Annotated in this window: 16 protein-coding genes; 11 read left to right on the top strand and 5 right to left on the bottom strand. The window is 66.4% G+C overall.

Translation table 11 applies throughout. The annotated features are described in order from the left end of the window. Positions 1–2: 2 nt before the first annotated feature. The 8 genes from hisF to AM586_RS14525 all read left to right on the top strand — a co-directional run bounded on the left by hisF (position 3) and on the right by AM586_RS14525 (position 4,832). On the top strand, positions 3–764 hold the full coding sequence (hisF, locus tag AM586_RS14560; protein ID WP_047821309.1) for an imidazole glycerol phosphate synthase subunit HisF: 762 nt from the start codon (positions 3–5) through the stop codon (positions 762–764). 26 nt (positions 765–790) lie between these two features. Next, positions 791–1,237, top strand: coding sequence for a phosphoribosyl-AMP cyclohydrolase (gene hisI, locus AM586_RS14555; protein ID WP_047821307.1), 447 nt, complete (start codon positions 791–793; stop codon positions 1,235–1,237). Beyond that, entirely contained in the window at positions 1,234–1,569 is a 336-nt protein-coding gene (locus tag AM586_RS14550; RefSeq protein WP_047821305.1) for a phosphoribosyl-ATP diphosphatase, read from the top strand. The genes hisI and AM586_RS14550 overlap by 4 nt, the downstream gene beginning before the upstream one ends. Before the next feature lie 17 nt (positions 1,570–1,586). After that, positions 1,587–1,961: a histidine triad nucleotide-binding protein gene (locus tag AM586_RS14545; protein WP_047821303.1), complete on the top strand. Its 375-nt coding sequence runs from the start codon at positions 1,587–1,589 to the stop codon at positions 1,959–1,961. A gap of 100 nt (positions 1,962–2,061) precedes the next feature. Next, positions 2,062–2,310: a Sec-independent protein translocase subunit TatA gene (gene tatA / locus AM586_RS14540; RefSeq protein ID WP_047821301.1), complete on the top strand. Its 249-nt coding sequence runs from the start codon at positions 2,062–2,064 to the stop codon at positions 2,308–2,310. Between the two features lie 16 nt (positions 2,311–2,326). Beyond that, positions 2,327–2,839, top strand: coding sequence for a Sec-independent protein translocase protein TatB (tatB, locus tag AM586_RS14535; RefSeq protein ID WP_047821300.1), 513 nt, complete (start codon positions 2,327–2,329; stop codon positions 2,837–2,839). A gap of 7 nt (positions 2,840–2,846) precedes the next feature. Continuing rightward, on the top strand, positions 2,847–3,599 hold the full coding sequence (gene tatC / locus AM586_RS14530) for a twin-arginine translocase subunit TatC (protein WP_047821298.1): 753 nt from the start codon (positions 2,847–2,849) through the stop codon (positions 3,597–3,599). 147 nt (positions 3,600–3,746) lie between these two features. Then, a complete protein-coding gene (locus tag AM586_RS14525; RefSeq protein ID WP_047821296.1) occupies positions 3,747–4,832 on the top strand; it encodes a fumarylacetoacetate hydrolase family protein in 1,086 nt (361 codons plus the stop codon). A gap of 18 nt (positions 4,833–4,850) precedes the next feature. Here the strand turns inward: AM586_RS14525 and AM586_RS14520 are convergent, their stop codons facing one another. From AM586_RS14520 to AM586_RS14500, 5 genes are all read right to left on the bottom strand, one after another. Continuing rightward, positions 4,851–5,039 carry a hypothetical protein gene (locus AM586_RS14520; protein ID WP_082439809.1) on the bottom strand — a complete coding sequence of 63 codons (189 nt, stop codon included), beginning with the start codon at positions 5,037–5,039 and terminating at the stop codon, positions 4,851–4,853. A 183-nt stretch (positions 5,040–5,222) separates the two neighbouring features. Then, entirely contained in the window at positions 5,223–5,405 is a 183-nt protein-coding gene (locus AM586_RS14515) for a hypothetical protein (RefSeq protein ID WP_047821293.1), read from the bottom strand. A gap of 70 nt (positions 5,406–5,475) precedes the next feature. Continuing rightward, positions 5,476–7,425: a DUF885 domain-containing protein gene (locus AM586_RS14510; RefSeq protein WP_047821291.1), complete on the bottom strand. Its 1,950-nt coding sequence runs from the start codon at positions 7,423–7,425 to the stop codon at positions 5,476–5,478. An 82-nt stretch (positions 7,426–7,507) separates the two neighbouring features. After that, a complete protein-coding gene (locus AM586_RS14505) occupies positions 7,508–11,674 on the bottom strand; it encodes a DEAD/DEAH box helicase (protein WP_047821289.1) in 4,167 nt (1,388 codons plus the stop codon). Continuing rightward, positions 11,671–13,608: a prolyl oligopeptidase family serine peptidase gene (locus AM586_RS14500; protein ID WP_047821287.1), complete on the bottom strand. Its 1,938-nt coding sequence runs from the start codon at positions 13,606–13,608 to the stop codon at positions 11,671–11,673. Before AM586_RS14500 ends, AM586_RS14505 begins: the two co-directional genes overlap by 4 nt. Positions 13,609–13,748: 140 nt before the next feature. Here AM586_RS14500 and hemE point away from each other — a divergent pair, with 140 nt between their 5' ends. The 3 genes from hemE to AM586_RS14485 all read left to right on the top strand — a co-directional run bounded on the left by hemE (position 13,749) and on the right by AM586_RS14485 (position 18,243). Then, positions 13,749–14,831, top strand: coding sequence for a uroporphyrinogen decarboxylase (hemE, locus tag AM586_RS14495; RefSeq protein ID WP_047821285.1), 1,083 nt, complete (start codon positions 13,749–13,751; stop codon positions 14,829–14,831). A gap of 531 nt (positions 14,832–15,362) precedes the next feature. Then, positions 15,363–17,369, top strand: a complete 2,007-nt coding sequence (locus tag AM586_RS14490; RefSeq protein WP_047821283.1) for a primosomal protein N' — start codon at positions 15,363–15,365, stop codon at positions 17,367–17,369. Positions 17,370–17,409: 40 nt separating this feature from the next. Continuing rightward, a complete protein-coding gene (locus AM586_RS14485) occupies positions 17,410–18,243 on the top strand; it encodes a sel1 repeat family protein (protein WP_047821282.1) in 834 nt (277 codons plus the stop codon). Positions 18,244–18,257: the final 14 nt, after the last annotated feature.

The following is an 18,257-nucleotide window of genomic DNA, read 5'->3' as shown; positions in this document are numbered from 1 at the left end:
TTATGCTCGCAAAACGCATCATTCCCTGCCTGGACGTCACCGGTGGCCGCGTGGTCAAGGGCGTCAATTTCACCGAGCTGCGCGATGCCGGCGACCCGGTCGAGATCGCACGCCGCTACGACGGCCAGGGCGCCGACGAGATCACCTTCCTCGACATCACCGCCTCGAGCGATGGCCGCGACCTGATCCTGCCGATCATCGAGGCGGTCGCCTCGACCGTCTTCATCCCGCTGACGGTGGGCGGCGGCGTGCGCAAGGTCGAGGACGTGCGGCGCCTGCTGAACGCCGGCGCCGACAAGGTGTCGATGAATACCTCCGCCGTGACCAACCCCCAGCTGGTGTTCGACGCCTCGCAGAAGCACGGCTCGCAATGCATCGTGGTGGCGATCGACGCCAAGCAGGTCGCGCCCGGCAAGTGGGAAGTGTTCACCCACGGCGGCCGCAACGCGACCGGCCTCGACGCCGTCGAGTGGGCGAGGAAAATGGAAAGCCTGGGCGCCGGCGAGCTGCTGCTGACCAGCATGGACCGCGACGGCACCAAGTCCGGCTTCGACCTGGGCCTGACGCGCGCCGTCTCGGACGCGGTCGGCATTTCCGTGATCGCCTCCGGCGGCGTGGGCGGCCTGCAGGACCTGGCCGACGGCGTCCTCGAAGGCCATGCCGATGCCGTGCTGGCGGCCAGCATCTTCCACTACGGGCAGCACACGGTCGGCGAGGCCAAGCGCTTCATGCAGGAACGCGGCATCCCGATGAGATTGGACTGAGCTGGACTGAACTGGACACGATACAGATGGCAACCCCGACGACGAACCACGCGATTCCCGCCCAGCCCTGGCTGAAGAAGGTGCAATGGGACGAGCACGGCCTGGTGCCGGTGATCGCCCAGGAAGCGGCGACCGGCGACATCCTGATGTTCGCCTGGATGAACCGCGAAGCCCTGGCCAAGACCGTGGAGCTGGGCGAAGCGGTGTACTGGAGCCGCTCGCGCAAGAAGCTGTGGCACAAGGGCGAAGAGTCCGGCCACGTCCAGAAAGTGCTGGAGATCCGCCTCGACTGCGACGAGGACGTGGTGCTGCTGAAGGTCGAGCAGGCCGGCGGGATCGCCTGCCATACCGGCCGCCATTCCTGCTTCTTCCAGAAGTTCGGGGACGGCGACTGGCATGACGCCGAGCCGGTGCTGAAGGACCCCGACAGCATCTATACGAACCCGAAGACGACTCCGAAGAAAAGCAAATGAGCACCACCCTGAACCGCCTGGCGGCGGTAATCGAATCGCGCAAGCCGGAAAACGGCGGCGATCCCGATACATCCTATGTCGCGCGCCTGTTCGCGAAAGGCGACGACGCGATCCTCAAGAAGATCGGCGAAGAAGCGACCGAGACCGTCATGGCGGCCAAGGACGTGCGCGCCGGCGCCGACCCGTCCAAGCTGCTGTACGAAGTGGCCGACCTGTGGTTCCACTCGGCCGTGCTGCTGGCCCGCTTCGGCCTGACGCCCGAGCAGGTGCTGGACGAACTGGCGCGCCGCGAAGGCATTTCCGGCATCGAGGAAAAGGCCGCGCGCAAGTAACCCTTTTGGGAGAGAACATGGACAACTGTATCTTCTGCAAGATCGCCGCCAAACAGATCCCGGCTGGCGTGGTGTACGAGGACGATGAGCTGCTCGCGTTCAAGGACATCAACCCGGCGGCGCCGGTCCACCTGCTGATCATTCCGAAACAGCACCTGGCGACGCTGTCCGACTGCACGGAGCAGCACGCGGCGATCCTCGGCAAGATGCTGGCCCTGGCGCCGAAGCTGGCGGCCGAACATGGTATTTCCGTCAAGCAGGGACCGGATGGCCAGCGCCGCGGCGGGTATAAAACGCTGATCAACACCGGTCCGGACGGCGGGCAGGAGGTGTATCACCTGCACCTGCATGTGTACGGCGGACCACGTCCGTGGCGCGGGCTGGGGACCTGATCAAAGCTTCCGGCTGGAAATAGGCCATTCCAGCTGTTCATCGCTTATACTGCGCGTACGCTTCACGCGAATTCGGGCTTGCGCCCGCAAGGAGAAAACAATGGGTTCGTTGAGTATTTGGCACTGGCTGATCGTGCTGGTGGTAGTGGTGCTGGTCTTCGGTACCGGCAAGCTGAAGAACGCGGGTTCCGACCTGGGCAAGGCCGTGAAAGGCTTCAAGGACGGCGTCAAGGGCAGCGAAGAAGAGCGCCAGGCAAATGCGAATGTGCCGCCGGCGCCGCCGCAGCAGGTGGTCGACAAGTCCACGACCACGATCGACGTCGAGACGCGCGAAAAGAATCGTTCCTGATCCGCGCTGAGTCCCCATGATCGATCTCGGGCTTTCCAAACTCGCCGTCATCGGCGTGGTCGCGCTGATCGTGATCGGCCCCGAGCGCCTGCCGAAGGTGGCGCGCATGGCCGGCACGCTGTACGGCCGCGCCCAGCGCTACCTGCACGAGGTGAAGTCGGAGGTGTCGCGCGAGATCGAAATGGAAGAGCTGCGCAACCTGCATAAAGAAGTGCAGGAAACCGCGCACAGCTTCAAGACCGAGGTCGAGAGCTTCGGTTCCGAGGTCGAGAACACGGTCTCGTCCCATCTCGGCGAAGTCGAATCGGCCTGGCGCGGCGACGCCAATACGTCGCCGTCGCCCTCGCTGGCCACCCCGGATGACATCGAGCGCAAGGCGCGCGAATTCCGCCGCAAGAAGCTGGTCAAGAGCTCCAGCGTTCCGGCCTGGTACAAGAACCGCAACGGCAGCCGCCAGCATGTCCTGTCGGGCGCGGCGCGCGTGCGCAAGTTCCGTCCCGGCGCCAAGTCCCATACTTCCTTTTTCTAGAGTCTAGATGACTGACGAAGCCGCAGGCGAAACTTTCATTTCGCACCTGGTCGAATTGCGCGACCGCCTGGTCCGGGCCGTGATCGGGGTTGCCATTGCCTGCGTCGCCCTGATGCTGTGGCCGGGACCGGACCGGATCTACGATTTCCTGGCCGCACCCATGCTGGCCTCGCTGCCGGCCGGCGCCAAGATGATCGCCACCGGCGTCAGCTCGCCCTTCCTGGTGCCGATGAAGGTAACCCTGGTGCTGGCGCTGATCCTCGCGCTGCCCTGGGTGTTCTACCAGGCCTGGGCCTTCATTGCGCCCGGCCTGTACGCCCACGAAAAGCGGCTGGTGCTGCCGCTGGTGATCTCGTCCTCGCTGCTGTTCATCGCCGGGGTCGCGTTCTGCTATTTCTTCGTGTTCGGGCGGGTGTTCCACTTCATCGCCAATTTCGCGCCCAGCTCGATCGCGGTCATGCCCGACATCGAGAACTACCTCGATTTCGTGATCTCGATGTGCCTGGCCTTCGGCGCCACCTTCGAGGTGCCGGTGGTGGTCGTGATCCTGGTGCGGATGGGCTTCATCAGCGTCGAGAAGCTGAAGTCGGTGCGCCCCTACGTGATCGTCGGCGCCTTCGTGATCGCCGCCGTCGTCACGCCGCCGGACGCGGTCAGCCAGCTGGCCCTGGCCATTCCGATGTGCCTGCTGTTCGAGCTCGGCCTGCTGATGGCCCCGGTGTTCGTGCGCGTCACCCGCGCGCCGGAAGAGCACGCCTGATCCCGGTCCGGCACCTGCTTCAGCGAAAGCGGCGCCCTCGGGCGCCGTTTTCATTTGTTATATTTTTGCAACAAACCTCCAGTGCAGGAAACTTGCCCGTTAGAATGGTTAAAGATGAGTTTTGCCATAACGACAAGGAGACGTTTCATGGATTCAAACCGTCGCAACCTGCTGAAAGCCGGTGCATCCGCCGCCGTGGGTAGCCTGCTCGCCGCCACCCAGGCCCAGGCCCAGGCCCAGAACCAGGCCACCCCCGAAGCGCACGCGCTCGCCGTCCCTCCGCTGGCCGGCAGGATCGGCATGCGGCTCGCCACCTGCTCCCTCGCACCCAACGGTGCGCCGCGGGTGGTGGCGGTGCTCGACAACGGCAAGATGATCGACCTGCAGGCGGAAGCGAAGCGCCAGAAGCGGACGCTGCCCTTCGATGCCTCGTCGATGCTGGCGCTGATCAAGAGCGGCAATGCCGGCCTCGAACAGGTGCGGGCCCTGGTCGAGCACGCGGCCGGGAAACCGGCTTCGCTGCTGTCGGTCGAGAATGCGCGCTTCATGTCACCGATTCCGCGGCCCGACCGCAACATCTACTGCGTCGGCTGGAACTACCTCGACCACTTCGAAGAGGGCAAGCAGGCCCGCTTCGACAAGTCGGCCGAAAAGCTGCCGGATCACCCGGTGTTCTTCACCAAGGGCACGCACACGATGAACGGGCCCTTCGATCCGATCCCGCACGACCCGAACTATTCGAACACCACCGACTGGGAAGCGGAGCTGGCCGTCATCATCGGCCAGACCGGTCGCAACATCCCGGAAGAGCGGGCCATGGATTATGTGTTCGGCTATGCGCCCTACAACGACACCACGGTGCGCGAAGCCCAGCAGAAAATGCACGGCGGCCAGTGGTTCAAGGGCAAGAGCCTGGACGGCCATGGGCCGATGGGGCCCTGGATCGTCACCGCGGCCGGCGTCAAGCTCGACGACCTGCGCGTGATCTGCCGCGTGAACGGCGTCGAAAAGCAGAACGCCAGCTACAAGCAGATGTACTTCAAGATCCCGCGCATCATCGCCGAGCTGTCGCGCGGCCTGACGCTCGAGGCGGGCGACATCATCGCCACCGGCACGCCCTCGGGCGTCGGCTTTGCCCGCAAACCGCCCGAGTTCCTGAAGAGCGGCGACGTGATCGAGACCGAGATCACGGGCCTGGGCGTGATGCGCAACATGATCCGGGCCGAGGCCTGAGAGGCGCATAGCCCGAGCTCAGGCCCGGCGCGGCGCCTGCGCCGCGCAGGCGACGGCGGCGGCATCGGCCGGCGTCGCCGCCACGTCGCGTATCACCGGCGCCGATCCGGCGCCGGCTTGCGCCGTGCTGTCGAATGCGGACGTGCCGAGCACGACGACGGTGAACGCGACGACGAAGATGGCTTCCATGTGCTTGTGGATGTTCATGATGTTCCCCTTCAGTGGCTGGTTTCGGAAAGCGGGCGGCATTTTTCCGCCCGGCCTTCTTCATTGAGCACGAGGCGTGCCAGCCACTTTGTGAGGGGGAAGCGCGCCGTCAGGGCGCTTTTGGGCCGCGCAGCGTCGGCCCGGGAACAACAGCCTGTCGAAAGCTGTCGGTTCGGGACCAACTCAGTTGATCTTCAACACCCCGCCATTGCCCAAGCCGCCTTCAACGGACTGCGCCTTGTAGGCGCGCACGGCCTTGACCATCTGCTTGTACGAATCCATGAAAGACGCCGCCAGCACCTTGCCTTCCGGGGTCTGGCTGAAGCCGCTGGCGCCGGCGAAGCCGTGCTGGAAGAAGCCGGCCATGCCGCCGATATCCCAGTTGCGCGCGCTGCCCTTTCATGCCCCCGCCCGCCGCATCACGCTTGCTGCATCGTTACTGCATCAGCTGCCCGATGATCCTCACCGGCGCATTGCCGTAGCCGAGGAACTGGTCGTGGAACTCCTTCAGGTTGAAGCGCTCGCCCAGTTGCTGCTTGCGGCGCTCGCGCAGTTCCATGATGTCGCTGTAGCCGCTGAAGTAGCTGGTCAGCTGCACCGAGGAGAGCTGCACGCGGCGCCACTTCTCGGCCGCTTCCTGCGGGGTCTGGAAGGCCTGGCGCACCAGCAGGTCCATCGCCTGCTCGCGCGTCATGCCGAGCACGTGCACGCTGTAGTCGAGGATGGTGTTGGAGACGCTGCGCAGGTTCCACTTGCACCACATCAGCCACAGTTCCGGCGCATTGTCGCCGTAGCCGGATTCGAGCATCATGCGCTCGCCGTACACGGCCCAGCCCTCGATCATCGCGCCGTTCCCGAACAGGGTCTTGACCAGCGACGGCGAACGGTTGGCGTTCATCAGCTGGGTGTAGTGGCCGGGGATCGCCTCGTGGATGTTCAGGATCTGCAGCATCCAGTTGTTGTACTCGCGCAGGCTGCTCTCGGCCTGGGCCGGGGTCAGGCCATCCAGCGGCGTGACGTTGTAATAGGTCTTGTCCTTCGGGCGGTACGGACCCGGCGCATCGATGCTGGCGCCGGCCACGCCGCGCTGGTACAGCGGGGTCTCGCGTACCACCAGCGGCTTGCTCGGGTCGATCGTCACCAGATTGTTCTTGATGACGTAGTCCTGCAGCTGCGGGATCTGGCGCCGGATCTCGGGCAGGAAGTCGGCGGGCGCGACGTGCTGCAGCGAGAGCTTGTCGATCACCATGCCGATCTTGCGGAAGCGGTCGTTCGGCTTGGCGGCATTGCCCATCGTCTTGTCCCACAGCTGGTCGGCCAGGCCGTCCATGCGGGTCAGCAGTTCTTCGCGCGCGGCCAGGGCCTTGCGGTAGGTCTGCTCGGCCGTGCTGGACGACTGGATCTCGAAGGCGAACTTCTGCTCGTACAGCTCCTTGCCGATGCGGAAGGAACGTGCGCGCTGCATCTGCTCCTGGGACTTGTCGAGGTCACTCAGGAAGTCCACCCAGGCCAGCACGGCACTGCCGGCGTTGGCGATGCGCTGGGCGAAGATCGCCTTTTCCTGCGGCGTCAGCTGGCTTGACTCCTGCGCCGCCTTGCCGAGGTCGGCCAGCACCACCAGCGTGCCCGGCGCCTGCGAGATCGCGAGCTGGGTGTGCTCGCGGGTCGGGTGCGCGATCGAGGCCTGCGCCGCCTGGTAATAGGCCGGCACGTCGGCCAGGCGCTTGAGGATGGTGCGCAGGCGCTGCGGCTTGGCCGCGTACTCGGTGTTCAGGATCAGGTCGAGCGGCTGGGCGACGTTGTACTGGGCCGGGTTCCATTCGAAGTCGCGGTAGACGGTCAGCTGCCAGCGGTCCTGCTGCAGCTTGTTGAGCAGGACCGCGAGGTCGGTGCGCTGGTTGGGCGAGAGTTTATCGGCATTCAGCTTGCGGAATTTTTCGAGCCACTCGTCGATGAAGGCCAGCTGCTTGGCGCGGGTCGGGGCGTCGGGGATGGTCAGCCTGGCGGCGGCGTCGAACTTGCCGACATAGATGCCGCCTTCCGGATCCATGCGCCACAGCGCGGTCAGGAACTGCATCGACAGCGAGTCCATGTAGCGGTCGTTGCGGTTCAGCGAAGCCGGCGCGGCAGCGCGGACCTGCGCCGGCGCTGCCTCGACCGGGGCGGCGACATGCTTGCTCGTGCCCCGGGCGGATTTGCCGTCGGCCTTCGAGGCTTTCGAGGCCTTCGGGGACTTCGAGGCGTGCTTGCCGGATTCCTTGGCCTTGGCGCTGCTGCTGTGCTTCGGCTTGGCCGCCTTGCTGGTGCGCGCACCGGCCGGCGCCAGCGCGAAGCTGGTGAGCAGGACCGCAAGAACAAGTTTCGGCGCGAGTTTCGTTTTCATCATCGTGGTCTGTCTGCCTGATTAAAAAATGGCGGGCGCCAGATTAGCACCATTACCGGTCTTTGCGGAAACTTGAAACAATACGTCACGTATCCGCGACCGCCTGCCGTCCGCCCGCCAGGCCGGCCTGCAGCATGGCCAGCATGTCGGCGGGGGACAGGCGCGCCGACACGTCGCTGCCCTCCAGCAGGCTGTCGGCCAGGTCGCGCTTGTGGCGGTGCAGGTCGACGATGCCTTCCTCGATCGTATGCCGCGCCACCAGGCGGTAGATGGTCACCGGGCGCTGCTGGCCCATGCGGTGGGCGCGGTCCGAGGCCTGGTCTTCGACCGCCGGGTTCCACCACGGGTCCATGTGGATCACATAGTCGGCCGCGGTCAGGTTGATGCCGACCCCGCCGGCCTTCAGCGAAATCAGGAACAGGTCGCCATCGCCGGCCTGGAAGGCGTCCACCCGGCGCTTGCGTTCCTGCATCGGCGTGGAACCGTCGAGATACTGGTAGCGGATGCCGCGCTCGTCCAGGTGCTTGCGGATCAGGCTCAGGTGATCGACGAACTGGCTGAACACCAGGGCCTTGTGGCGGTTTTCCAGCAGCTCCTCCAGCAGGCGCGCAAAGGCTTCCAGCTTGCTGCTGCGGATGCCGCTGTCGGGCGCCACCAGCACCGGATTGCAGACGGCGCGGCGCAGCTTCATCATCTCGGCCAGGATCTGGATCTGCTTCTGGGCCTGCGGGGCGTCGAGTGACGCGATGCGTTCCAGCGCGTCGCGGCGCAGCGATTCGTACAGCGCCATCTCTTCCTGGCTCAGCTCCACCGGCAGCACGATCTCGGTGCGCGGCGGCAGTTCGGACAGTACCTGGGCCTTGGTCCGGCGCAGGATGAAGGGCTGCGTGAGGCGGCGCAGGCGCGTGCGCGCGGCCAGTTCGGCGCGCCTGTCTTTAGTTTTATCCTGGCTGGCCTTTTCGATCGGGCCGGCAAAGCGCAGGTTGAACTGGTCGCTGGTGCCGAGCAGGCCCGGGTTGATGAAGCGGAACAGGTTCCACAACTCGCCCAGGTGGTTTTCCAGCGGCGTGCCGGTGGCGGCCATGCGGAAGTCGCCGCGCAGGGCCATCACTGCCTGCGAACGGCGCGTATGCGCATTCTTGATCGCCTGCGCCTCGTCCAGCACGATGCTGTGCCAGCGCAGCTCCTTGAACAGCGCCGCTTCCAGCTGCAGCAGGCCGTAGCTGACGACGATCACGTCGAACGGCCCCGCTTCCTTCACCGTCTTTTCCCGGTCGCCCGGGCCGAACAGCTTCATGTTCAGCGTCGGGGCGAAGCGCTCCGCCTCGGCCATCCAGTTGGTGGCGACCGAGGTCGGCGCCACCACCAGGGTCGGCCCGCCGGGTGCGCGCGACAGGATCAGCGCCAGCGCCTGCAGGGTTTTACCGAGGCCCATGTCGTCGGCCAGGCAGGCGCCCACGCCCCAGTGCGCCAGGCGGGACAGCCATTCGAAGCCCTCGACCTGGTAGTCGCGCAGCTCGGCCTGCAGGGTGCTCGGCAACTGCGGCCGGTAGTCGGCGTTCGCCGCCATGTGCTGCAGGTGCTTGCGCCAGGCGGCATCGGCGTCGACTTCGCCAGCCTCCAGCGCCATCTCTTCGAGCGCGAAACTGGCCAGCGGATGGAAGCGCAGGGCTTCGTCATCGGCATCGGTGTAGGCCGACAGGTCCGTCAATCTGCGGTGCAGTTCGTCGGTGAGCGCCAGGAACTGGTTGTCGCCCAGGGCGATAAAACGGTCTTCGCGCAGGCGTCCGAGCAGTTCGCGCAAGTCCATCACCTTGTTCTCGTCGACCCGGACTTCGCCATTCGCGGCGAACCAGTCCTTGTCGCGCCGGATGTTCAGGCGCACCGACTTCGACGATACCTTCTTCGTGATGCGGAAGGATTCGCCTTCCGGCCAGCCGATCACCACGCGCGACGCATCCACCTCCTGCAGCTCGGTCAGCAGTTCCAGGCAGTGGAAGGGCTGGCCCAGCAGCCATTCGCCATGCTCGTCCTCGGCGTTTTCCAGGGTCTTGCAATCGGCCAGCAGCTGGCGCTCGGCTTCGCGCTCGGCGTTCAGGTCGCGCCGCGCCTCCATGCGCACCCCGCCCACGTCGGCGATGATGCTCTCGGCACCGTCGCCCGGCTGCAGGTAGGGACCGGCATCCGGCAGCGGGCGCACCAGCACGCGCACCCGCAGGCCCTGCTGGTAGGGCAGCAGGTGCACGTGCAGGCGCGGATCGCCCGGGACCTGCTCGATGTCGGCCGGGCTGCCGCCGATGTCCGACTGCACCGTCACGATCGAGGAGATCGCGCTGATCGCCTGCAGCACGCGCTTTTCCGCTTCGAGCGGCACTTCCAGCCCCTCGCCGACGATGGCGCCGATGCGCTTGTGTTCATCCTTGATGCGCACGATGCGCAGCCGGGTCGGGGTTTCCTTCGTCACCACCACGTCGCCCTGCTGTTCGCGCATCGGCGGATTCAGCGAGATCGTGACCTTGCCGCTCGCGGCGCGCACCATCAGCTGCGGCTCGCCGGGCAGCAGTTCGATGCGGGTGCCGGGCGAATCCATCCAGAACAGCAGCGGGTGGCCGGCCAGGGCCATGACCGCCTTGTCGAGGTCGAATTCGTGGCGCATGCCGGTGCCGCTGTAGTAGCGGTAGGCGCCGATCGTGGCGGCCACCTGCACGTCCTGCGCGCTCAGGAAGTCGAGTTCGGCCGCTTCCTCGGCCAGGCGTTTCAGGCTGAAGGCGCGGCCGCGGGTCCAGCCGCCCTGCGCGTCGCGCTTCTGCTCGCGCGGCTCGAGCGCGCGTACGCCCAGGTGCGGGTCCCAGCCCACCAGCCAGGCCAGGCGCGACTCCTTCACCACCTCGACGTTGACGGCCGGCTGCAGGTTGATCAGGGCGTTGAGCTGGCGCTCCCACGGCTGCTCGCGTTCGAACCACAGCGCCATGTCGGTGAAGCGGTGGCGCTGGCGCAGGGCGATCGCACGTTTGTCGACGCCCACCATGCCGAGCTGGCCCAGCACGGAGCCGATCTGGGCGGCGATGAAGTCGAAGCCGGCCGCTTCCGCCGTCTCCATCTGCTGTTCCAGGAAGGCTTTACGCTCGCCCAACTGCGGCATGCCGAGCCACCAGTGCAGCAGGGCGCGGAACATCACCGGCTGCAATGCCTGTTCCCAGTTGCGCGAGGGGAGGACCTCGGCGTCGACGGTGCCGCCGCGGATCTGGCGCAGCATCGACAGCTGCTGGTAGACCGCGGTGTCGTGGCTCTGCACCGCGCGGGTGGCGGAATCGAGGTAGCTGTCGAGCGCCTTGGCGTGCTTCGGATCGCTGCTCTTCAGGAGCGCGGTGATGTACAGGTGGCCGCCGATGCCTTCGAAGATGGCTTTGCGCTTGCCGGTTTCCTTGCGCAGCGCCTTCAGGGCCTTGTCGAAACCGCCGAGCGCTTCCTCGGTATCGCCGCGCAGCAGCTGCAGCACGCTGCGGTAGTACAGGGTCGCGGACTCGTCGAGGTCGTGCAGCAGGTCGGCGGCGGCGTCCAGGCGGCCGCACAGGATCAGGTGCTCGGCCAGGGCCGTGCGCAGCGCCATCGAGGCGCCGCCCTGGGCCACGTGCTCTTCGGCGTAGGCGCGCACCTGCGACGCGCTGGCCGGCTCGCGCTGGACGTGACTGACCAGCACTGCCAGTACCTCGTCGCGGAAGGCGGAGTTGACGCGCTCGATGAGCGCCGGTTCGAACGGCCGCGCGCAGATGTCGACCAGCGGATGCAGGTAGGCCGCTTCGTGGCAGCGCAGGCAGGCCGCCAGCAGCGGCGCGATGGTCTTCGGGCCTTCGCCGGCCAGCAGGGCCATGCGCAGCAGGGCCACGCCCTGGCGGTAGCTGCGCAGCATGGGCGTGCCTTGCCAGTCGATGCGCAGCGGCGTCACCGTCTGGTAGACCTCGCGCAGTTCGTTCAGGCGGCGTGCACGGATGGCCCAGGCCATCGCCGGCCAGCCCAGGTCGGGCGTGACGACGTAGCCGCGCGAGGGCAGCTCGCCGATCAGGCCATCGGCGCGCAGGCTGTCGAGGTCGTCCGCCAGGTCGTCTTCCACGGCGCTTTCGCCCAGCGGCGCCAGGTGCTCGTGGATGCGCCGCCGGCCCATCGGCTCGCCGGCCAGGGCCAGCAGGGTCAGGATCAGCTTGCGCTTCTCACTACAGGCTTCGAAGATCGCGCCGATGACTTCCACAGTCATGCGGCGAGGTTCTCGATGTCCACCGGAGGCAGGTCGCCAGGCACCGGAATGCCGAACACGCGCAGGTAGAAGACCAGCTCCGCCTCGAGCGTGCGGACGATGCTGTCGGCCTTGCGGAAGCCGTGGCCTTCGCCTTCGAGCGTCAGGTAGGCCACCGGCACGGCGCGCTTGCGCAAGGCCTCGACCATCACCTCCGACTGCGGCGGCGGCACCACCTTGTCGTCCAGGCCCTGGAAGAAGATCATGGGGCGGCGCAGTTTGTCGGTGTGGTTGATCGGCGAGCGCTCGGCGTAGACGGCATCCGCGCGCGCTTTCGGCGCGATCAGGTATTCGTTGTAGTGCGACTCGAACTTGTGCGAGTCGGCGTCCAGGCCCTTCAGGTCGGACACGCCGTAGTAGCTGGCGCCGGCCTTGAACACGTCGTGGAAGGCGAGGGCGCACAGCGTGGTGAGGCCGCCGGCGCTGCCGCCGCGGATCACCAGGCGCTCGCGGTCGACCAGCATCTCCCCGGCGAGGTACCGGGCGCCGGCCACGCAATCCTCGACGTCGACCACGCCCCACTGTTCCTTCAGCAGGTCGCGGTAGGCGCGCCCGAAGCCGGTGCTGCCGCCGTAGTTCACGTCCAGCACCGCGATGCCGCGGCTGGTCCAGAACTGGGTCGCCAGCTTCAGCGTGCTGCTGGCCATGCTGGTCGGGCCGCCGTGGCCGATCACCATCAGCGGCGGCAACTCGCCCGGCAGTGGCGCATAGTCCGCATTCGTCGGCGGATAGTAGAAGGCGTAGGCATTGCGCTTGCCGGCGCTGGGGTAGCTGATCGATTGCGGTACCGACAGATAGCCCACATCCGGCAGCTGCTCGATCGAGCGCGCCAGCACCTCGCGCCTGGCGCTGGCGAGGTCGATACGCACCACCTCCGCCGCAATGGTCGGGGCGCCGGCCAGCAGCACCAGGGTGTCGCCGGCCACGCGCAGCTCGCGGATCTCCTGGTAGGGCGTGTCGATGGCGCTCAAGGCGCCGCTGGCGGTGTCCAGGCGCGCAAGCCTGCTCACGCCGCCCTCGATATAGGTGCAGACGATCTCGCTGTCCGAGCGGAAGCCGTACATGCTGTTGCCGAAGACCCAGTGCGGGCCGCCGAATTCCGCCTCGCGCGGGCAAATCGGGTGCACCACGCCGTGGTCGTAGCGGTGCAGGTTCCACCAGCCGCTGCGGTCGGACACGAAATGCAGCACGCCGCCCGGCGACCACTCCGGCTGCACGATGGCTTCCTCTTGTCCGCCTGCGATCAGGCGGCCGTTGACCAGGCTGCCGTCCGCGGCGACATCGGCCAGCCACAGTTCCGTACCCTGCCAGGGCATGCGCGGATGGTCCCAGCACAGCCAGGCGAGCTGTTTGCCGTCCGGGGACAGGCGCGGCGACGAATAAAAGTCGTTGCCGTCGACCAGCACGGTTTCCAGGCCGTCGAAGCCGATCGCGCAGAGCGTATTGACCGGGTAGGTACCGCCCGCCGAATGGTCTTCGCGCACGCCGACCAGGCGCCGGCGCGCGGCATCGAGCACGAAATCCGCATAGCGCAAGTCGCCGCCGGCGCTCATGGGCTGCGGCTCGCCGCCATCCTCGATGCGATACAGACGGTTGTCGGCGAAATGCGAGAACCACACCGTCCCGTTCGCGGCCAGCACCGCGCCGCCGCCGTATTCGTGCACGCGGGTGCGCACGTTGAAGGGCGCCGGCGTGAGCTCGCTTACCTCGCCGTCGCGCTGGCGCAGCAGGGGCGTGCGCCCGCCTTCGCTGGCGCGGCCGGCCAGCCAGTAGAGGTCGGCGCCGTCGAGCAGCACGCCGGACAGCGGGGTCGAGCCGGCGGCGACAAGAGCGGCAGTGATCGGGGAAGTCCAGGCGCCACAGGGGGCGGCCTGCTTGCGGGAGGATTCGGGCATGGTCGGTCCTGGCAAAAGGTAGGCGCCCATTATAAGAGCCTATTCCCGTGTCACGAAGGATGCGTACGGATGGGCCAGTAGTGAGATAATAGACGTTTGCCCGCGCGCCGGGCGCCTATTCTCTGATCAGGTTGCCAGCCATGCCACGATTCGCCCCGCTCCAGAACGACACCTTCCTGCGTGCGCTGCTGCGCCAGCCGACCGACCATACCCCGGTGTGGCTGATGCGCCAGGCGGGGCGCTACCTGCCGGAATACCGCGCCACCCGCGCGCGCGCCGGCTCCTTCCTGGGCCTGGCCAAGAATCCGGATTACGCCACCGAGGTGACGCTGCAGCCGATCGACCGCTATCCGCTGGATGCGTCGATCCTGTTCTCGGACATCCTGACGGTGCCGGACGCGATGGGCTTGGGCCTGTATTTCGAGGATGGCGAAGGCCCGAAATTCGAGCGCACCGTGCGCACCGAGGAAGACGTCGCCAAATTGCAGGTGCCGGACATGGCGTCCCTGCAGTACGTGTTCGACGCCGTGACCCAGATCCGCACTGCCCTGAACGGCCGCGTGCCGCTGATCGGCTTTTCCGGCAGCCCCTGGACCCTGGCCTGCTATATGGTCGAAGGCGGCGGTTCGCGCGAGTTCCATACGATCAAGAAGATGCTGTACGCGCGCCCGGACCTGATGCACCGCATCCTGGACGTGACCGCGCAAGCCGTCATCCAGTACCTGAACGCCCAGATCGACGCCGGCGCCCAGGCCGTCATGATCTTCGACTCCTGGGGCGGGGCGCTGGCCGACGGCGCCTACCAGGCCTTCTCGCTGGCGTACATGCGCAAGATCGTCGCCGGCCTGCAGCGTGAGAAAGACGGCGTGCGCATCCCGGCGATCGTCTTTACCAAGGGCGGCGGCCTGTGGCTGGACGAGATGGCGGACATGGGCGCCGACGCGCTCGGCCTGGACTGGACCGTCAACCTGGGCCGCGCCCGCGCCCTGGTCGGCGACCGCGTCGCCCTGCAGGGCAACCTGGACCCGGCCATCCTGATGGCGGGTCCGGACCAGATCCGTGCCGAAGTCGAAAAGGCGCTGGGCAGCTATGGCACGCCATCCAGCGGCCATGGCCACGTGTTCAACCTGGGGCATGGCATCTCGCAGTTCACGCCGCCGGAGTCGGTGACGGCGATGGTCGAGGCGGTGCATGACTTCAGCCGCCGGCAACGCCAGGCTTGAGCGTAGTGCTGCGCCGCGGTGCTGCCCACGGTGCATCGAATCACACTTATTCACAAATTCTTGAACTTCCCATCACCCGGCTGTGAAAATGTACAGTACTGGATGAATTTGAATAAGTAGTTGATTTCATTGGTTTTATTGCCGAGAGCGCACAGCGGTCCGGGAGGCTGTTCCGCTTCTCCGAGAGGGGCCTGCCCAAGTTGACAGCGCATTGTTCACAAAGTTATGCACAGATTCTGTGAATAATCTGGAAAAGTGCTGCGTTTACCGGGGTTTACGCGATTTCTTCAAGTGTTGCATCAAGTTTTTGCTGCACTGCGCTTGAGTTCTTCACCGGAAATGCCCAGTTATGCACAGAAGCGGTCGAGCGATGCTGGATTTCTACTGCAGCAAGGTTGTAAAGGCAAGTTCCTGATTTTAAAAGAGAAAATCTTTTGTGGAATTAAGGAATTGCCAAGTGCTTTGCGCTAACGTAAACCTTTGTCCCGGTCAAGTTTTCCATTTTCCACAAAGTTTTCCACAAGGTCCGGTTTGTCTTACTGCATCTTACAAATCGCGCTCGATACGCCGCTCGACAGCGTGTTCGATTACCGCTGGCCGTGTGAGCCCGGCAGCGAGCCCGCGGTCGGGCAGCTGGTGCTGGTGAACTTCGGCCGGCGCGAAGCCGTCGGCGTGATCGTCGCCGTCAAGCAGGAGACCGACGTTCCGCCGGACAAGCTCAAGGATGCACTGGCCGTGCGCAGCCAGCTGCCGCCCCTGTCCGGCAAATGGCTGGCGCTGGCGCGCTTCGCGGCCGACTATTACCACCGTCCGCTGGGCGAGGTGGCGATGCCGGGCCTGCCGAAGAACCTGCGCCTTGGCAGCACCGTGGCGCTGGACCGCGCCCTGAAAAAGCTGGCCAAACTCGAGGAGGCGCACGATCCGACGCCGGCCGCGATGCCGGTCCTGAATCCCGCCCAGCAGCAGGCGGCCGACGCCATCGGCCAGGCCGGCGGCTTCAGTCCGCTGCTGCTGTACGGCGTGACCGGCAGCGGCAAGACCGAGGTCTACCTGCAGGCCTGCGCCCAGGTGCTGGCGAAGGAAAGCGAGGCGCAGATCCTGATCCTGGTCCCGGAGATCAACCTGACCCCGCAGCTGGAAGCGAATATCCGCGCGCGCTTCCCGGACGTGATGCTGGCGACCCTGCACAGCAGCCTGTCCGAGGGCGAGCGCATGCTGCACTGGCTGGCCGCGCACACGGGCCGCGCGCGCATCGTGCTCGGCACCCGGCTGGCGATCCTGGCCTCGCTGCCGCACCTGAGGCTGATCGTGATCGACGAGGAGCACGACCCCTCGTACAAGCAGCAGGAAGGCCTGCGCTATTCGGCGCGCGACCTGGCCGTATGGCGCGCGCACCAGCTCCGGATTCCCATCGTGCTGGGCTCGGCCACGCCCTCGCTGGAAAGCTGGCACCACGCGCAGACGGGCCGCTACCGCAAGCTGGAGCTGCGCGAGCGCGCCGTGAAGGATGCCGTATTGCCGCGCGTAAAACTGGTCGACATGGAAAAGGACAAGCCGAAGGAAGGCCTGACCTCGCACCTGATCGCGGCCCTGCGCGATCGCATGGCGCGCGGCGAGCAGTCGCTGCTGTTCCTGAACCGGCGCGGCTATGCACCGGTGCTGTCCTGCGACGCCTGCGGCTGGATCAGCAACTGCACCCGCTGCACCGCCTTCATGGTCCTGCACCGTCCCGAGCACCGGCTGCGCTGCCACCACTGCTCGCTGGAGCTGCGCATCCCGCATTCCTGCCCGACCTGCGGCAACATCGACCTGCAGCCGCTGGGCCGCGGCACCCAGCGCATCGAGGAGGGCCTGCAGTCGCTGTTCCCGGAGGCGCGCGTGCTGCGCATCGATGCCGACTCCACGCGCCGCAAGGGCAGCGCCCAGGCCGCCTTCGACACCGTGCACCGCGGCGACGTCGACATCCTGATCGGCACGCAGATGGTCGCCAAGGGCCACGACTTCAAGAACCTGACCCTGGTCGGCGTGCTGAACCCGGATACGGCCCTGTTCTCGCAGGATTACCGCGCCAGCGAGCGCCTGTTCGCCCAGCTGATGCAGGTGGCCGGGCGCGCCGGGCGCGCCGGACTCGAGTCCGAGGTGCTGATCCAGTCGCGCTATTGCCAGCACCCGCTGTACGGCGCGGTGATGCGGCACGACTATGACCGCTTCGCCGGCAGCCTGCTGGAAGAGCGCCACCAGGCCGCGCTGCCGCCCTATATGTACCAGGCCCTGCTGCGCGCCGAGGCGCCGGAGCTGGCCACCGCGATCGCCTTCCTGGAGCAGGCGCGCGATGCGGTGCCGAACGAAGCGGTGGTGCTCAACGATCCGATCCCGATGACCATGACGCGATTGCACAACGTCGACCGCGCCCAGCTGCTGGTCGAATCGAATTCGCGTCCCGCCCTGCAGGCCTTCCTGACGGTCTGGGTCGATGCGCTGCGGGCCATGAAGTCGCGGGTGCGCTGGTCATTGGAGGTCGACCCGCTGGATATTTGAAGCTATTATTGTCATTCAAAAAACATTTCGAATGACACCGATGGCATCCCATGCACTGCGCGTCGTCCTGGCCGGCCTGATCGGCTTGTCATCCTTCCATGCCACTGCCGAGGAATCCCGTTTCGGCAGGAACGCCGTCTCCGAGATTCGCGACCGGATCCAGATGCGGCATTGCGACGGTGCGGTAGCCGACCTGAAGACGGGCCTGAAGAAGGGATTTGTCGAAGTCGCCCTGCTGGCGGGCAGCATGTACGACAACGGCATCTGCGTGAAGCGCGACTGGAATCGCGCCGTCCCGTTTTATATCCAGGCCTGGCAGGGCGGAATGAAGGAAGCCGCGGACAGGCTAGCCGCCGGTTACGCGGCGCCCGAGAACGGTGCGGACGTGGCCGCCGCCTTGTGGTGGGGTCACCGCGGAAACAAGGACGTCACCCGGGCGAAGGGCATGCCCGATTGCGCGGTCAGCCCGGCGGCGGCCGACGACATGGACCGTTTCGTGGCCGAGCTGCAGACCTGGCCGCAGGCGCGGCTCGCTGTCTGCAACTACCTGATCGGCGTGATGTCGATGCTCTCGGCCGAAATCGGCTATCCGACCCTGGCCGCCGAATACAACGTCGGCGGCGACGTGAGCCTGCGCTTCCTGCCCGCGGTGCCGCAGATCGACCTACGGCTTGGCAAGGTGCGCGAGTACCCGCTGTTCGGCCTGATCGACGGCGACAGAATACGCGAACGCGGGGCCAGGTCGGCGGGCGGCTTCGAGGGCGCCGCGCGTGGGGTCGCCGACCGTGCCCTGCGCCGCTATCCGCGTCCGGACGGCATTTCTCCCGATACGCTGGTCACGACCGATTGGCACTTCGGCATCCGGTTCGAATAGACGGCCACAAGGCA

Origin of the sequence: Massilia sp. WG5 (assembly GCF_001412595.2) — a bacterium.
Classification (GTDB): domain Bacteria; phylum Pseudomonadota; class Gammaproteobacteria; order Burkholderiales; family Burkholderiaceae_D; genus Telluria.
Note: the sequence above shows the minus strand (reverse complement) of the source record. Positions and strands in the feature narration are given on the sequence as shown.

Excerpts from the sequence above, each read along its gene's own strand:
- hisF (WP_047821309.1), top strand. The coding sequence starts at position 3 with ATGCTCGCAAAACGCATCATTCCCTGCCTGGACGTCACCGGTGGCCGC.
- hisI (WP_047821307.1), top strand. The coding sequence starts at position 791 with ATGGCAACCCCGACGACGAACCACGCGATTCCCGCCCAGCCCTGGCTG.
- AM586_RS14550 (WP_047821305.1), top strand. The coding sequence starts at position 1,234 with ATGAGCACCACCCTGAACCGCCTGGCGGCGGTAATCGAATCGCGCAAG.
- AM586_RS14545 (WP_047821303.1), top strand. The coding sequence starts at position 1,587 with ATGGACAACTGTATCTTCTGCAAGATCGCCGCCAAACAGATCCCGGCT.
- tatA (WP_047821301.1), top strand. The coding sequence starts at position 2,062 with ATGGGTTCGTTGAGTATTTGGCACTGGCTGATCGTGCTGGTGGTAGTG.
- tatB (WP_047821300.1), top strand. The coding sequence starts at position 2,327 with ATGATCGATCTCGGGCTTTCCAAACTCGCCGTCATCGGCGTGGTCGCG.
- tatC (WP_047821298.1), top strand. The coding sequence starts at position 2,847 with ATGACTGACGAAGCCGCAGGCGAAACTTTCATTTCGCACCTGGTCGAA.
- AM586_RS14525 (WP_047821296.1), top strand. The coding sequence starts at position 3,747 with ATGGATTCAAACCGTCGCAACCTGCTGAAAGCCGGTGCATCCGCCGCC.
- AM586_RS14520 (WP_082439809.1), bottom strand. The coding sequence starts at position 5,039 with ATGAACATCCACAAGCACATGGAAGCCATCTTCGTCGTCGCGTTCACC.
- AM586_RS14515 (WP_047821293.1), bottom strand. The coding sequence starts at position 5,405 with ATGGCCGGCTTCTTCCAGCACGGCTTCGCCGGCGCCAGCGGCTTCAGC.
- AM586_RS14510 (WP_047821291.1), bottom strand. The coding sequence starts at position 7,425 with ATGATGAAAACGAAACTCGCGCCGAAACTTGTTCTTGCGGTCCTGCTC.
- AM586_RS14505 (WP_047821289.1), bottom strand. The coding sequence starts at position 11,674 with ATGACTGTGGAAGTCATCGGCGCGATCTTCGAAGCCTGTAGTGAGAAG.
- AM586_RS14500 (WP_047821287.1), bottom strand. The coding sequence starts at position 13,608 with ATGCCCGAATCCTCCCGCAAGCAGGCCGCCCCCTGTGGCGCCTGGACT.
- hemE (WP_047821285.1), top strand. The coding sequence starts at position 13,749 with ATGCCACGATTCGCCCCGCTCCAGAACGACACCTTCCTGCGTGCGCTG.
- AM586_RS14485 (WP_047821282.1), top strand. The coding sequence starts at position 17,410 with ATGGCATCCCATGCACTGCGCGTCGTCCTGGCCGGCCTGATCGGCTTG.